We start from the raw sequence: 14,878 nt of genomic DNA, 5'->3' as shown, positions 1-14,878 counted from the left end.
CGGGCGGCCGGGTTCCGGCAAGCGAGACGCCGTTCCTGCACATGTCTCGCGGATCGCTGCGCCTCCTGCAGCGAGAATTCGTGCGGCACGCCGGACGAAACATTCGCGGCGCGACCTCTCCGAGGCCGGGCCTTCGGTTGCACCGCCGCGCGCCCTGCGTATCGTGACCGCGTCCTGCCCGGCGGCGACGAACCCACGACTCGTCCTGGCACAAATCCTCTTGGCACGAATCCTCTTGGCACAAATCCTCTTGGCACAAATCCTCCTGTCACGAATCTTCCCAACCCCGAGGCGGTGAGTTGCGCAGCGCGATCGTTCTGGGCGCCGGCATGGTCGGCATCGGCACCGCCCTCCACCTGCAGCAGCGCGGATGGTCGGTCGCCCTCGTCGACCGGGGCGGGCCGGGGCGGGAGACGAGCTACGGCAATGCCGGGATCATCCAGAGCGAGGCGGTCGAGCCCTACGCCATGCCACGCGACCGGGCGGCCTTGTGGGCGATCGCCACCGGCCGCAGCAACGACGTCCATTACGAGCTCCGCTCCCTCCACCGCCATCTCGGGCCGCTCCTGCGCTACTGGTGGCACTCAGGCCCGCGCCGGCACGCGGTCGCCTCGCACGCCTATGCAGGTCTCATCGGGCACGCGGTCCCCGAGCATGCGGCGCTGATCGAGGCGGCGGGCGCCGCCGACCTCGTCCGCCGGGACGGCTTTCGCGTGCTCCACCGCGACAGGCGGGCGATGGACGAGGCCGTGGCGGAGGCCGAGCGCCTGCGGGCGCGCTACGGGGTTCGCGCGCGGGCGCTGTCCTCCGCCGATCTCGCCGCGGCGGAGCCGGTGCTGAAGCGGACGGGAGCGGGGGCGATCCACTGGGAGGATCCGTGGTCCGTGCGGGATCCGGGCGCCCTCGTGGCGTCCTATGCCGCCCTGTTCGCCCGGCGCGGCGGGACGCTGCTCCGGGGCGAGGCGGACAGCCTCGCGCCGGCAGGGCGGGGTTGGAGCGTGCGAACGACGGACGGCACGGTGGAGGCTGCGGCCGCGGTGGTGGCGCTCGGGCCGTGGTCGCCCGCTCTCCTGCGCCGGTTCGGGTACCGGATCGCGATGGTGCGCAAGCGCGGCTATCACCGGCACTGGCGCAATGCCCGGACGCTGGACCTGCCGCTCTACGACGCCCAGAACGGCACCGTCCTCGCTCCGATGGCGGCGGGCCTGCGCATCACCACCGGCGCCGAGCTGGCGGGGCCGGACGCCGCGACCGGCCCGGTTCAGCTCGCCCGTGCGGAAGCCGCCGCGGCAGGTCTCCTCGATCTCGGCGGTCCCCGCGAGAACGCGCCCTGGTCCGGCATCCGCCCCTGCATGCCCGACATGCTGCCGGTCGTCGGGCCCGCGCCGCGCCATCCGGGCCTGTGGTTTCATTTCGGCCACGGGCACCAGGGCTTCACCCTCGGACCGGCCTCCGGTCGCCTGCTGGCCGAGGCGATGTCGGGCGAGGCTCCGCTGGTACCGCCTGCGCCGTTCCGCCCGGGTCGCCGCTGATGCCGGACCCGACCGCGCCAAGCCAAAGGATGGGGCGTCTCGAAAAAAGCCACGGACGGCGTCGGTCCACCATCCATGGTATGGGTTTCGGCGACAAAGCCTATCAAGGCCCGCGATCGGCGCCTCGCGAAGGGTGTTCGACGGCGGGGACGCGGCCGAGTTTGCCCTGGAATGGCGCCGACGGGGCCGCTCAACCGGGCTGGACAGGACGCGGCCGGCGTCGTCTTCTGGCGCCCGAAAAAATCCATCCGGGGGAGACGTCATGCGCAGGGCCACGATCCACGGTGCCGCGATTCTCTGCCTGCTGCTGCCCGGCGCGGCGGCGGCGCAGACCGCCACGAACCTCGTCGCCCTCCACGGGCTCGCCCCGGTCAGCGCCCTCCAGAAGACGCAGGAAGGGAAGGCGGCGCTCGCCGCCAATCTGCAGGTGACCGGCGACATCCAGTTCGGCACGCAGACGCAGCCGCACCTCTTGGCCCTCGACGAGCAACGCCAGCTCGCGCTCCGCGACTGCTTCATCACCGACGGCAACGCCACCGAGCTCGCCGACGGGCTCGGCAGCCGGCTCGGGGCGATCTACCAAGCGAAGGCGCGCTACGCCGACTACAAGACGTTCAGCAACGTGACGCAGTCGGTGGCCGACCTGCTCGGCTACACCAACAACATCACGAAGTCGGATTCGAATTCCGGGAAATACTTCTTCGCCAACGGAACGACCGACGGCAAGGCCCCGGTCTCCGAGGCGGCCGCCGGCATCTTCGCGGCGCGGGGCGGCGTTCCGGACGTGTTCGGCAAGGCCTATGACCGGCCGGCCGGCAGCAAGGGGGCCGATGCCTTCGGCAATTCCCGCCCGTTCCAGACTTTGCCGCGCCTCTACGCCTATCGCGGCGACGATTACTTCAAGCGCACCTCGCACAGCCTCGACTGGCTGCACGGGCCGAGCCAGAACCTGACCGACAGTCCGTCCTACCCGAGTGGCCACACCACCTACGGCTACACCGAATCGCTGGTCCTCGCGCTCCTCGTCCCGGAGCGTTACCAGCAGATGATCGTCCGGGCGGCCGAGTACGGCAACAACCGCATCGTCGTCGGCGCGCATTACGCCATGGACGTGCTCGGCGGGCGCACGGTGGCGCTCCACGCGGTCGCCCACCTGCTGGCCAACGATCCGGCCTATGTCGGCCAGATCCGCAAGAACCCGGCCGTCATCAACGAGATGAGCCGGCAGACCAACGACGCGGTCGCGATCACCGATTATCGCGCGGCCCTGGAGACGGCCCGCGCCGACCTCGCCCTCGTGCTGAAGGATGCCTGCGGAGAGGCGGTCGCCGCCTGCGCGGCCACCGATACCGGCCGGTTCCGGGACGCGGCGACGAACGAGGCCTTCTACAACACCACGCAGACCTACGGCCTGCCGGTAGTCCACGCCAACACCGCCAACACGGTCGAGGATGTGGGCAAGCTCGCCCCCGAGGCCGGCTACCTGCTGACCGCGGCCTTCCCTTCCTTGAGCCTCGCGGAGGCGAACGCCATCCTGACCGAGACGCAGGGACCCGGCGGCGGCTTCCTCGACGACGGCTCGGCCTTCGGGGTCTATTCGCGCCTGAACCTCTACGCCGCCGCCGGCAAGGCCGCGGCGCTGGCCGCGACGAAGCGCCCGCAGCAGCAGACGACCCGCTGACGCCCCCGGCTTTTCCCTGAACACGCAGCAGAGTTCGCGATGCCCAGCCTCCTCGATCCGATCCGCCTCGGCGCGCTCGACGCGCGCAACCGGGTGCTCATGGCGCCGCTCACCCGGGCGCGGGCCACTCGCGACCACGTGCCGACCGCGATGATGGTCGAATACTATGCCCAGCGCGCCTCGGCCGGCCTCATCATCTCCGAGGCGACCGGAATCAGTTCGCAGGGGCTCGGCTGGCCCTACGCGCCCGGGATCTGGAGTCCCGAGCAGGTCGAGGCTTGGCGGCCGGTCACCGCCGCCGTGCACGCGGCGGGCGGATTGATCGTGTCGCAGCTCTGGCACATGGGGCGGGTGGTGCATCCGAGCCTGCCCGGGCGCGGCCAGCCGGTCTCGTCCTCGGCCACCACGATGCCGGGCTTGGCGCGGACCTACGAGGGCAAGGCGCCCCATGTCGAGGCGCGTGCCATGACCGAGGACGACATCCGGGCGGTCCTGGAGGATTATCGCAAGGCGGCTCGCAACGCGCTCGAAGCCGGCTTCGACGGCGTGCAGATCCACGCCGCGAACGGCTACCTCATCGACCAGTTCCTGCGCGACAACGCCAATTTCCGCACCGACCGCTACGGCGGCTCCATCGAGAACCGCATCCGGTTCCTGCGCGAGGTCGTGGCGGCGGTGGCGGAGGTCGTCGGCCCCGAGCGCACCGGCGTGCGCCTGTCGCCGAACGAGGAGCGCCAGGGGGTGAACGACAGCAACCCCGAGCCGCTGTTCGAGGCCGCGTCTGCTGCACTCTCCGAAATCGGCGTCGCGTTCCTGGAGGTGCGGGAGCCCGGCTACGAGGGCACCAACGGCAAGGCCGAGCGCCCGCCGGTGGCGCCGCGGATGCGGGCGGCGTTCCACGGCGCCTTCGTGCTCAATTCCGATTATGACGGGGTGCGGGGCCAGGCCGCCCTCGATGCCGGCGAGGCCGACGCGATCGCGTTCGGGCGGCCCTTCATCGCCAATCCCGACCTGCCGCGCCGGATCGCGCAAGGCATCCCGCTCGCCGCCGACGACACCGAGACGTGGTATGCCGGCGGGGCGGCGGGCTACGTCGATTATCCGCCGGCGGCGTGAGGCGGGCGAGCAGGTCCCTCGCCGTTAATTTCCGCCATGCCCGGACGACCGAAGCAATAGCGGAAGGACATCCGGGATCCGGCGCAAGACGCCGCGAAGCGTGCATTCGTCTGCAGCGATGCAGCACCCGGAGCCGCTGTGCGGCAGGTCTCTTCTGGATCCCAGATCTCCTTTCGCGGACGCTCCCGTCGTCCGGGAACGGAAGTGGTTTTTATACCAGCGGCCCTAGAGTTTGATCTGTACCCAGTCCCGCGCCGTGATGGATGTGACGATGCCTGGGTTGTCAGCAAAGAAGTTCCAGGCGTCGCAGCAGGCGTCGACGATCTGGCGGTAGTCGCGGAATATCCGGTTGGCGAGCTTGTTCTGGCGCAGGTACTGCCAGACCAGCTCCATCGGGGTCAACTCCGGTGACGCCTCCGGCAGGTGCAGCAATGTGATGTTGTCTGGCACGACCAAGCCGTGCGGGCGGCGTGTCTTGGCCGTGCCGTGGTAGCCAGCCCCGTCCAGCACCAGAACCGCGTGCGAGCCTGGCGCGACCTGCTTGCTGATCTCGGCCAAGTGCAGTGACATCATCTCCGTGTTGACCGTCGGTAGCACCAAAGCTGCGCTGGTCCCGCGCGCCGGGCAGGCTGCGCCAAACAGATACGTCCACTTGTAGCGCTGGTCGCGCGGTGCCCGCGGACGCGTGCCCTTGCGCGCCCTCACCCGGGTCGGCGTGCCTTGCTGGCCGACGCGGGCTTCGTCCTGGAACCAGACCTCAAGCGGCTTGTCGCGGGCGGGTTCGGGCAGGATCTCCGCCACGCGCGCGGCGAGGTTTGTTTGAAAGCCTCTCGGGTCTGGTCGTCGGTTTTGGAAGGCTGCGGGCGCACCGAGAGCCGCACGGAGCCAAGTTCCGCCAGGTGCTTGCCGACCGTGCGCTCGTGCATCTCGACCCCGAACAACTCCTTGATGGGTGCAGCTCTGCCCGTTCTCCGACCATAGCGAACAGCAGTAGAGCTCGCGCCGCGCCGCCCGGTTGGCGAGCCGCAGCGGCTCGACCGCCGACGAGAAGGCGATCATCGAGAAATGCTCGACGAGCATGAAGCCGACCGCCGTCACCTCCTCGGAAGCGGCAGCGCCATCCCTCGCCATCATGTCGGCATTCCCGACCACCATCGTCGTCCGTCGAAGGCTTGCATCGCTCGAGGGCTTGCATCGCTCGAGGACTTGCATCGCTCCTTGAGAATGGCTCCAAGGCTGGCGCCCAGGGCAAGCAGGATCGGTACCCCAGCGTGAAAGGGAATCGGGGAGGGGCCCTTGCCGGATCCGTGAAGTGGCAAATCCCAAACTCGCGGTCGCCGTCGCGAAAGCCGCGGCGGCGCTCCGCTCCGATGATCCGGCAACACAGGAAGGCCGATCGATGCGCCGATTCTCCCTCTCGTCGCTGCTCTCCGAGTCCCTCAAGGGGCACAGGGGCTGGGGCCGCCAGTGGCGGGACCCGCAGCCGAAGCCGGCCTATGACGTCGTCATCGTCGGCGGCGGCGGCCACGGCCTCGCAACCGCCTACTACCTCGCCACCGTGCACGGAATCACCAACGTGGCGGTCGTCGAGAAGGGGTGGATCGGCGGCGGCAATACCGGCCGCAACACCACGATCATCCGCTCGAACTACCTCTACGACGAGAGCGCCGCGCTCTACGAGCACGCCCTCAAGCTCTGGGAGGGCCTGTCCCAGGAGCTGAACTACAACGTCATGTTCTCGCAGCGCGGCGTCCTGATGCTCGCGCACACCCTGCACGACGTGCAGTCCTTCAAGCGCCACATCTACGCCAACCGCCTCAACGGCATCGACAACGAGTGGCTGACGAAGGAGCAGTGCAAGGACTTCTGCCCCCCGCTCGAGATCGCCGGGAGCCTGCGCTACCCGGTCCTCGGCGGCGCCCTGCAGCGCCGGGCCGGCACCGCGCGCCACGACGCTGTCGCCTGGGGCTATGCCCGCGGGGCGAATGCCCGCGGCGTTGACATCATCCAGAACTGCGCCGTCACCGGTATCCGCCGCGACGCCGCTGGTGCGGCGATCGGGGTCGAGACGACGCGGGGCTTCATCAAGGCCGGCCGGATCGGGGTCGTGGCCGCCGGCCACACCTCGACCGTGATGGCGATGGCCGACCTGCGCATGCCGCTCGAGAGCTACCCGCTCCAGGCCCTCGTGTCCGAACCGGTCAAGCCGGTCTTCCCCTGCGTGGTGATGTCGAACGCGGTGCACGCCTACATCTCGCAGTCGGACAAGGGCGAGCTGGTGATCGGGGCGGGCACCGACCAGTACACCTCGTACAGCCAGCAGGGCGGGCTGCACATCACCACCCACACGCTGGACGCGATCTGCGAGCTGTTTCCGCAATTCACCCGGATGCGGATGCTGCGCTCCTGGGGCGGCATCGTCGACGTGACGCCGGACCGCTCGCCGATCATCGGCAAGACCCCGGTCAACAACCTGTTCGTCAATTGCGGCTGGGGCACCGGCGGCTTCAAGGCGACGCCGGGCTCGGGCCACGTCTTCGCCCACACGCTCGCGACCGGCGAGCCGCACCCGATCAACGCGCCCTTCACCCTCGACCGCTTCCGCACCGGGCGCCTCATCGACGAGGCCGCTGCCGCGGCCGTCGCGCACTGATCCCCACATCCACCGACGCGACGAGGCGCCCGATGCTGCTGATCGCCTGCCCCCATTGCGGCAACCGACCCGAGACCGAGTTCCGCTGCGGCGGACAGGCCCATATCGCCCGGCCCGCCGACCCGGCGGCGCTCAGCGACGCGCAATGGGCCGAGCACCTGTTCGTGCGCGCCAACCCGCGCGGGGTCCATGCCGAGCGCTGGTGCCACGCCCATGGCTGCGGGCGCTGGTTCAACGCGCTGCGCGACACGGTGAGCGACCGCTTCCTCGAGACCTACCCGACGGGCGCGCAGCCCACCCAGACCAGCGACGCGAGGGCGTGATGGCACAGCCGTTCAGATTGTCCCGGGGCGGCCGCATCGACCGCACGCGCCCGGTCCGCTTCACCTTCAACGGCCGGACGGTCGACGGCTTCCACGGCGACAGCGTCGCCTCGGCGCTCCTCGCCAACGGCATCCACCTCGTCGGGCGCTCGTTCAAGTATCACCGCCCGCGCGGCATCCTGAGCCACGGCTCGGACGAGCCGAGCGCCCTGCTCTCGGTCGATCGCGGCCCCGGCCGGGTCGATCCGAACAACCGCGCCTCGGTGGTGGAGGTCCGCGACGGGCTGGCGACGCACTCGCAGAACCACTGGCCGTCGCTCGAGCACGATGTCGGTGCGATCAACGACCTGCTGTCGCCGGTCTTCGTCGCCGGATTCTACTACAAGACCTTCATGTGGCCGAAGAAGTTCTGGGACCAGGTCTACGAGCCGGTGATCCGAGCGGCTGCGGGCCTCGGCAAGGCGCCGTCCGTCCCCGATCCCGACCGCTACGCCAACCGCCACGCCCATTGCGACGTCCTGGTGGTCGGCGCGGGCCCCGCCGGCCTCGCGGCGGCGCTCGCCGCCGCCCGCACGGGCCGGCGCGTGATCCTCGCCGACGAGGGGCCGGAGCCCGGCGGCACGCTCCTGCACGACACGAGCGCCGAGATCGACGGGCGTCCGGCGGCGCAGTGGCTGGAGGCGGCCCTCGTCGAGCTCGATTCGCGCGAGAACGTCATCCTGCTCTCCCGCACCACCGCCTTCGGCTACTACAACCACAATCACGTGGCTTTGGCCGAGCGGATCACCGACCACCTGCCCAATCCCGGAACGGCGCCGCGCGAGCGGCTCTGGCAGGTCCGCGCCGGCAAGGTAGTGCTGGCCACCGGCGCCCACGAGCGCCCGCTGGTCTTCGCCGACAACGACCGGCCCGGCATCCTGCTCGCCGAGAGCGTGCGGGTCTTCCTCAACCGGTACGGCGTGGCGCCAGGCCGGCGGATCGTGTTCGCGACGAGCGGCGTCTCGGCCTATGCCGCTGCCCTCGACGCCCGGGCGGCGGGCCTCGCCGTCACCCTCGTCGACCTGCGCTCGGAAGACGAGTGCGGGCCGGAGCTGGCTTCCTTGCGCGCCGCGGGCATCGAGGTCCTGACCGGCCACACGGTGATCGGTGCGAAGGGGGCCAAGCGCGTCACCGGCCTCGTCGTCGCGCCGGTCGACCGGGCCGGCCGCTGCGGGGCGCACCATCTCATCCCGTGCGACTGCGTCGGCATGTCCGGCGGCTGGACGCCGGCCGTGCACCTGTTCTCGCAATCCCGCGGCAAGCTCGATTACAATGCCGCCATCGACGCCTTCGTGCCCGGCACGTCGGTTCAAGGAGAGCGCTCGGCGGGTGCCGCGAAGGGCACCTACGACCTCGCTGCCTGCCTCACCGAGGGCGACGCCGCCGGCGCCGCGGCGGCCGGGTCGGCGGAGCGCCGCCGCTTCACCGCGAGCCCGACCCCGACCGGCTTCCGGCCGGTGCGCGCGATGCCGACCGATGCCGACCCGACCAAGGTCCGGGCCTTCGTCGATTTCCAGAACGACGTCACCGCCAAGGATATCGGGCTCGCGGTGCGCGAGGGTTTTCGGTCGATCGAGCACGTCAAGCGCTACACCACGACCGGCATGGCGACGGACCAGGGCAAGACCTCGAACATGAACGCCCTCGGCCTCGTCGCCGGGCAGCTCGACACCACTCTGCCGAGCGTCGGCACCACGACCTTCCGGCCGCCCTACACGCCCGTCACCTTCGGCACCCTCGTCGGCCCGGCGCGCCATGCCCTGTTCGATCCGATCCGCACCACGCCGATCCACGCCTGGGCGGAAGCCCGCGGCGCGGCGTTCGAGAACGTCGCCCTGTGGCGCCGCGCCTGGTACTTCCCGAAACCCGGCGAGAGCATGCACGACGCGGTCGCCCGCGAGTGCAAGGCGGTGCGCGAGGGCGTCGGGATCTTCGACGCCTCGACGCTCGGCAAGATCGAGGTCGTGGGGCCCGACGCAGCCGAGTTCATGAACCGCCTCTACATCAACCCGTGGCTGAAGCTCGAGGTCGGGCGCTGCCGCTACGGGCTGATGCTGAAGGAGGACGGCTACATCCTCGACGACGGCGTGGTGGCCCGCGTCGCCCCCGATCGCTTCCACGTCACCACGACGACCGGCGGCGCCGCGCGGGTGCTCGCCCATATGGAGGACTACCTCCAGACCGAGTGGCCGGATCTGCGAGTCTTCCTGACCTCGACCACCGAGCAATGGGCGGTGATCGCCGTCCAGGGGCCGAAGGCGCGCGCGGTGATCTCAGCCCTCGTCGAGGGGATCGACCTGTCGCCGGCGGCCTTCCCCCACATGGCGATGCGCACCGGCACGATCTGCGGCGTGCCGACCCGGCTGTTTCGCGTCTCGTTCACCGGCGAACTCGGCTTCGAGATCAACGTGCCGTCCGATCACGCGCTCGCGGTCTGGGAAGCAGTCCATGCGGCCGGCGAGCCCTTCGGGATCACCCCTTACGGCACCGAGACGATGCACGTGCTGCGGGCCGAGAAGGGCTACATCATCGTCGGCCAGGAGACCGACGGCACCGTGACGCCGGACGATGTCGGGCTGTCGGGCATGATCGCCAAGGCGAAGAAGGATTTCGTCGGCAAGCGCTCGCTCGCCCGGCCCGACGTGGTCGCCCCCGGCCGCAAGCAGCTCGTCGGGCTCGTCACCGACGATCCCGCCCTCGTGCTCGATGAGGGCGCGCAGCTCGTCGCCGATCCGGACCAGCCGATCCCGATGCGAATGCTCGGCCACGTCACCTCGAGCTACGGAAGTGCGAATTGCGGGCGCTCCATCGCGCTCGCCCTCGTGGCGGACGGGCGCGCGCGCCTCGGCGGCCACCTCCACGCCACCACGCCGGAGGGCTTTGCCCGCGTCACGGTCGTCGATCCGGTCTTCCTCGATCCCACAGGCGAGCGCATCCATGCTTGAGGCCCTCTACCGCACCGCCCGCGCGCTCCCCCTCGGCCGCTTCCCGGCCGCCGATCCGGCCGGGTCCGGCATCGTGATCCAGCCCGCAGGCGCCGAGGCGCGGCTCTCCCTGCGCGTGCGCGATCCTGTCGCCTCGGCGGCGGGCCTGGCGCTCGACCGGCCGATCAACAGGTTAAGCGGCGACGCGCGTCGCTGGATCGCCCGCCTCGGGCCCGACGAGTGGCTGATCGGCGCCGACGAGGCGGAAGGAGACACCCTGCCGGGAGCGCTCGCGGCCGATCTCGGGGAGCGGCCCCACGCGATCGTCGACATCTCGCACCGCAATGTCGGCATCGACGTGAGCGGCGCGCGCGCCGCAATCGCGCTCAATGCCGGCTGCCCGCTCGATCTCGGCGAGGCTGCCTTCCCGGCGAGGTCCGCGACCCGCACGTTGCTGGGCAAGGCGGAGATCGTCCTGATTCGGCGTCCGGGCGCGGTGCCGCATTACCGCGTCGAGTGCTGGCGCTCGTTCTCGACCTACGTCCACGGCTTCCTCGTCGAGGCCGCCCGGTCGGCTGGCTGAGCGCGTGTTCGATCGGTTGGTTCTGTGAGCAGGCGCTGAGACGACCCACGATCGGTGCCTTCGACCTGTTCAAGATCGGCATCGGCCCGTCGAGCTCGCACACGATCGGCCCGATGGTCGCTGCGCGCCGCTTCCGCGCGCGGATCGCACCTCGAGATGGCGTGGCGCGGGTGAGCGTCGAGCTGTTCGGCTCGCTCGTCTGGACCGGGCGGGATCACGCCACCGACACGGCCATCGGCCTCAGCCTGCTCGGGCACGACCCGGCCACGATCGATCCCGACGGCGTCGCCGACGACGTGCGGGCTTTGGCCGAGACCGGCGAGACCGGGCTGCCGGGCGTCGCCACGCCACACCAACGGCATGCGCTTTCGCGCCCTTGATGACGCCGGCGCGGTGCTCGACGAGGTGGTGTGCTACTCGGTCGGCGGCTTCGTGGAGAACGAGGGCGAGGCGGCCGGGAGCGGCTCGCCGCGGTCGCGGTGCCTCATCCCTTCGCGAGCGGCGCCGACCTCCTGGCGATTTGCGCACGAACCGGGCTCACCATCGCGCAGGTGCAGCGGGAGAACGAGCGCGCTCTCCGCCCCGAGGCGGAGGTCGATGCCGGGCTCGACGCGATCCGCGACGCGATGTTCGCCTGCATCGCCCGCGGCCTGCACGCGACGTTGGAGGCGGCCAAGCTCTCCAACAGCCGGCCGGCCCACGCGGCGATGGACTGGATCAGCCTGTTCGCGTTGGCGGTCAACGAGGAGAACGCCGCCGGCGGCCGGGTCGTCACCGCGCCGACCAACGGGGCGGCGGGCATCGTGCCGGCGGTCCTGCGCTACGCCGCCGAGTTCTGCCCCGGCTGGGACGAGGCGCGCGGCCGCGACTACTTGCTGACCGCAGCGGCGATCGGCGGCCTCATCAAGAGCCGCGCCTCGATCTCCGGCGCCGAGGTCGGCTGCCAGGGCGAGGTCGGCTCGGCCGCCGCGATAGCGGCGGCGGGCCTTGCTTCCGTCCTGGGGGGCTGCCCCCGCCAGGTGGCGAATGCCGCCGAGATCGCCATGGAGCACCATCTCGGCATGCCCTGCGATCCCGTCGGCGGCCTGGTCCAGATACCCTGCATCGAGCGCAACGCCTTCGGGGCTAACAAGGCGGTCGCCGCCGCCTCCCTCGCCCTGCACGGCGACGGCGTGCACTGCGTCAGCCTCGATCAGGTCATCGAGACGATGCGCCAGACCGGGCACGACATGCAGGCGAAGTACAAGGAGACGTCGCTCGGCGGGCTCGCCGTCAACGTGGCGGCGTGCTGACGCCGCTGCTTCGTCGTGGGCGAAAAGATCGATCGGGGAACCGTTCGGAACAGGATAGAGCGCGAGATCCCCTCTCCGACCCCGGAGAAGGGAGACTCGCGCTCATTCTGTTCAAGGCAGCCCCGCGCGGAGCAGAGGATCCCGGTGTGGGCCGCCGCCCTCACACCACCCGCAGCAGCACGTGCTTCTTGCGGCCGAAGGACAGCTTCACCACGCCTTCCGGGGTGACGTCTCCGACGCCGATCACCGCGCGCTCGTCGATGACGGGCGCGTCGTTGACCCTGAGGCCGCCGCTCTTCACCTGGCGGCGCGCCTCGCTGGTCGAGGGAACGAGCGCGGCGTGGTCCGGCCCGAAGGCCGAGAGCACGCCGAGCCCTGCCTCGATCACCGCGCGGGACACCTCGACGCTCGGCAGGCTCTGGGCCAGCGCACCCTCCTCGAAGGTGCGCCGCGCCGTCTCGGCGGCACCCTCCGCCGCCTCGCGGCCGTGCAGCAGGGCCGTGGCCTCGGTGGCGAGAACCTTCTTGGCCTCGTTGATCTCCTGGCCGCCGAGCGCCTCGAGCCGGGCGATTTCGTCGAGGGGCATCAGGGTGAACAGGCGCAGGAAGCGGCCGACATCGGCATCCTCGGTGTTGCGCCAGAACTGCCAGTACTCGTACGGGCTCAGCATGTCCGGGTTGAGCCAGACCGCGCCCGAGGCCGTCTTGCCCATCTTGGCGCCGGACGCCGTCGTCATCAGCGGGCAGGTCAGGGCGTGGAGCTGCGGCGTGCCGAGGCGCCGGCCGAGATCGATGCCTGTGACGATGTTGCCCCACTGGTCCGAGCCGCCCATCTGCAGCGTCACGCCGTAGCGGCGGTTCAGCTCGACGAAGTCGTAGGCCTGCAGGATCATGTAGTTGAATTCCAGGAACGACAGCTCCTGGTCGCGCTCCAACCGCAGCCGCACGCTGTCCATCGACAGCATCCGGTTGACCGAGAAGTGCCGGCCGATCTCGCGCAGCATCTCGATGTAGTTGAGCGTGGTCAGCCACTCGGCGTTGTCGGCCATCAGCGCGGCGTTGGAACCGGCGCCGAAATCGAGGAAGCGCGAGAAGGTCTTGCCGATCTCGGCCTTGTTGGCCTCGATCTGGTCGAGCGTCAGGATCTTGCGGCTCTCGTCGCGGCCCGACGGGTCGCCGACCCGGGTGGTGCCGCCGCCCATCAGCGCCACCGGCTTGCCGCCGGTCGCCTGGAGCCAGTGCAGCATCATGATCGAGAGCAGGTGGCCGATATGCAGCGACGGCGCCGTGCAATCGTAGCCGACATAGGCCGTCAGCCGGCCCTCCCGGGCAGCCTCGTCCACGCCCGAAAAGTCGGAGCATTGGTGGACGTAGCCGCGCTCCAGCAGGACGCGGAGGAAGTCGGAACGCGGCGCGAAGTCGGTGGGCGCGGCCATGGAACTCTCGATCAGTCTCGTGAAGGCAATCTGCCGTGGGCTGCGGCGCGACAGCGCGGCGCCGCCATGCTAGCTCCGTCGGATTCGGAACGGGTCGGTCCATAGCAGTGCCGGCCCCGAAAGGCACGGGGGCGATTCGGGATGGCGATGCGACGCGCGATCGGGCTGATGAGCGGCACCTCCCTCGACGGCGTCGACGTCGCGCTGATCGAGACCGACGGCGAGACGATCCGGGTCGAGCGCAGCCACAACGGCTATCTCGAGCCGCTCGGACCGACGGGCTACCGCGCCTATTCCGACGACGACCGGGCGCTGCTGCGCCAGGCCCTGATCGACGCCGAGGCCGTGACCGAGCGCAGCGAGCGCCCGGGCTGCCTGGGCCAAGCCGAGGAGCTGGTGACCCGCCTCCACGCCGAGGCGGTCGAGAACTTCCTCGCCGAGAACGGCCTCACCTGCGCCGACATCGACGTGATCGGCTTCCACGGGCAGACCGTGGTGCACCGCCCCGACCAGAAGATGAGCGTGCAGATCGGTGACGGCGCCGCCTTGAGCCGCCGCCTCGGCATCAAGGTCGTGTCGGACCTGCGCAACGCCGACATCGAGGCGGGCGGGCAGGGAGCGCCGCTGGTGCCGGTCTTCCACCGGGCGCTCGCCCAGGCCTCGGGCTTCACCGACAGCCTCGGCATCCTCAATATCGGTGGAGTGGCCAACGCCACCCTGATCGCCCGGGACGGACAAATCCTCGCCTTCGATACCGGCCCGGGCAACGCGCTGATCGACGACTGGATGCGCGAGCGCACCGGCCACGCCCTCGACGACAACGGGCGCACCGCCGCCCGCGGCCGGCCCGACGAGCCGCTGCTCGCGTGGCTCCTGATCCACCCGTTCTTCTCGCGCAAGCCGCCGAAATCCCTCGACCGGAACTGGTTCTCGCACAAGCTCGCCGGCCAGCTCTCGACCGAGGACGGCGCCGCGACGCTCACCGCCTTCACGGCCCGGGCCGTCGCCCGCGCCCTCGACCACGCCACCGACCCGCCGACCCGCTGGATCGTCGCCGGGGGCGGAGCCCGCAACGGCGAGTTGCTGCGCCAGCTCAACTACCACCTGCGCGCCGAGATCACGACCGCCGACGCCATCGGCTGGTCCTCCGCCTTCCTGGAGGCCCAGGCCTTCGCGTACCTGGCGGTGCGCTCGCTCGATGGCCTGCCGATCACCTTCCCGTCGACGACAGGCGTGAGCCGGGCGATCACCGGTGGAGTGCTGGCGCGGCCGGAAGGGTAACCGGTGGAGCGGACATCCC

Annotated in this window: 10 protein-coding genes and 1 pseudogene; 9 read left to right on the top strand and 2 right to left on the bottom strand. The window is 70.6% G+C overall.

Translation table 11 applies throughout. The features are described 5' to 3' along the window. Nucleotides 1-299 precede the first annotated feature (299 nt). The 3 genes from MFF64_RS04725 to MFF64_RS04715 all read left to right on the top strand — a co-directional run bounded on the left by MFF64_RS04725 (nt 300) and on the right by MFF64_RS04715 (nt 4,329). Nucleotides 300-1,532, top strand: a complete 1,233-nt coding sequence (locus tag MFF64_RS04725) for an NAD(P)/FAD-dependent oxidoreductase (RefSeq protein WP_099906679.1) — start codon at nt 300-302, stop codon at nt 1,530-1,532. A 262-nt stretch (nt 1,533-1,794) separates the two neighbouring features. Next, on the top strand, nt 1,795-3,213 hold the full coding sequence (locus MFF64_RS04720) for a phosphatase PAP2 family protein (protein WP_099904968.1): 1,419 nt from the start codon (nt 1,795-1,797) through the stop codon (nt 3,211-3,213). A gap of 39 nt (nt 3,214-3,252) precedes the next feature. Continuing rightward, a complete protein-coding gene (locus tag MFF64_RS04715) occupies nt 3,253-4,329 on the top strand; it encodes an alkene reductase (RefSeq protein WP_099904970.1) in 1,077 nt (358 codons plus the stop codon). A 225-nt stretch (nt 4,330-4,554) separates the two neighbouring features. Here MFF64_RS04715 and MFF64_RS38580 read toward each other — a convergent pair whose 3' ends face one another. Continuing rightward, entirely contained in the window at nt 4,555-5,484 is a 930-nt protein-coding gene (locus MFF64_RS38580; protein ID WP_099904972.1) for an IS630 family transposase, read from the bottom strand. A gap of 244 nt (nt 5,485-5,728) precedes the next feature. On the opposite strand from MFF64_RS38580, the gene MFF64_RS04705 reads away from it, so the two are divergent. The 5 genes and pseudogenes from MFF64_RS04705 to MFF64_RS04685 all read left to right on the top strand — a co-directional run bounded on the left by MFF64_RS04705 (nt 5,729) and on the right by MFF64_RS04685 (nt 12,143). After that, nucleotides 5,729-6,982 carry a sarcosine oxidase subunit beta family protein gene (locus MFF64_RS04705; protein ID WP_238189816.1) on the top strand — a complete coding sequence of 418 codons (1,254 nt, stop codon included), beginning with the start codon at nt 5,729-5,731 and terminating at the stop codon, nt 6,980-6,982. Nucleotides 6,983-7,014: 32 nt separating this feature from the next. Then, entirely contained in the window at nt 7,015-7,305 is a 291-nt protein-coding gene (locus tag MFF64_RS04700) for a sarcosine oxidase subunit delta (RefSeq protein ID WP_099901619.1), read from the top strand. Beyond that, on the top strand, nt 7,305-10,289 hold the full coding sequence (locus MFF64_RS04695) for a sarcosine oxidase subunit alpha family protein (RefSeq protein WP_238189814.1): 2,985 nt from the start codon (nt 7,305-7,307) through the stop codon (nt 10,287-10,289). Before MFF64_RS04700 ends, MFF64_RS04695 begins: the two co-directional genes overlap by 1 nt. Continuing rightward, nucleotides 10,282-10,851 carry a sarcosine oxidase subunit gamma gene (locus MFF64_RS04690; protein ID WP_099905683.1) on the top strand — a complete coding sequence of 190 codons (570 nt, stop codon included), beginning with the start codon at nt 10,282-10,284 and terminating at the stop codon, nt 10,849-10,851. Before MFF64_RS04695 ends, MFF64_RS04690 begins: the two co-directional genes overlap by 8 nt. Nucleotides 10,852-10,886: 35 nt before the next feature. Next, nucleotides 10,887-12,143: pseudogene (locus tag MFF64_RS04685) on the top strand (L-serine ammonia-lyase). A 160-nt stretch (nt 12,144-12,303) separates the two neighbouring features. Here the strand turns inward: MFF64_RS04685 and tyrS are convergent. Next, on the bottom strand, nt 12,304-13,578 hold the full coding sequence (gene tyrS, locus MFF64_RS04680; protein ID WP_099905685.1) for a tyrosine--tRNA ligase: 1,275 nt from the start codon (nt 13,576-13,578) through the stop codon (nt 12,304-12,306). Nucleotides 13,579-13,719: 141 nt separating this feature from the next. Between tyrS and MFF64_RS04675 the strand changes: the two genes are divergently transcribed. Beyond that, a complete protein-coding gene (locus tag MFF64_RS04675) occupies nt 13,720-14,859 on the top strand; it encodes an anhydro-N-acetylmuramic acid kinase (protein WP_207768184.1) in 1,140 nt (379 codons plus the stop codon). The last annotated feature ends 19 nt before the right edge of the window (nt 14,860-14,878 follow it).

This window comes from Methylobacterium frigidaeris (genome assembly GCF_022179185.1).
Classification (GTDB): domain Bacteria; phylum Pseudomonadota; class Alphaproteobacteria; order Rhizobiales; family Beijerinckiaceae; genus Methylobacterium; species Methylobacterium frigidaeris.
Note: the sequence above shows the minus strand (reverse complement) of the source record. Positions and strands in the feature narration are given on the sequence as shown.

Coding starts and splice junctions, on each gene's coding strand:
- MFF64_RS04720 (WP_099904968.1), top strand. CDS start 1,795: ATGCGCAGGGCCACGATCCACGGTGCCGCGATTCTCTGCCTGCTGCTG.
- MFF64_RS04700 (WP_099901619.1), top strand. CDS start 7,015: ATGCTGCTGATCGCCTGCCCCCATTGCGGCAACCGACCCGAGACCGAG.
- tyrS (WP_099905685.1), bottom strand. CDS start 13,578: ATGGCCGCGCCCACCGACTTCGCGCCGCGTTCCGACTTCCTCCGCGTC.
- MFF64_RS04705 (WP_238189816.1), top strand. CDS start 5,729: ATGCGCCGATTCTCCCTCTCGTCGCTGCTCTCCGAGTCCCTCAAGGGG.
- MFF64_RS04715 (WP_099904970.1), top strand. CDS start 3,253: ATGCCCAGCCTCCTCGATCCGATCCGCCTCGGCGCGCTCGACGCGCGC.
- MFF64_RS04675 (WP_207768184.1), top strand. CDS start 13,720: ATGGCGATGCGACGCGCGATCGGGCTGATGAGCGGCACCTCCCTCGAC.
- MFF64_RS38580 (WP_099904972.1), bottom strand. CDS start 5,484: ATGGTGGTCGGGAATGCCGACATGATGGCGAGGGATGGCGCTGCCGCT.
- MFF64_RS04695 (WP_238189814.1), top strand. CDS start 7,305: ATGGCACAGCCGTTCAGATTGTCCCGGGGCGGCCGCATCGACCGCACG.
- MFF64_RS04690 (WP_099905683.1), top strand. CDS start 10,282: ATGCTTGAGGCCCTCTACCGCACCGCCCGCGCGCTCCCCCTCGGCCGC.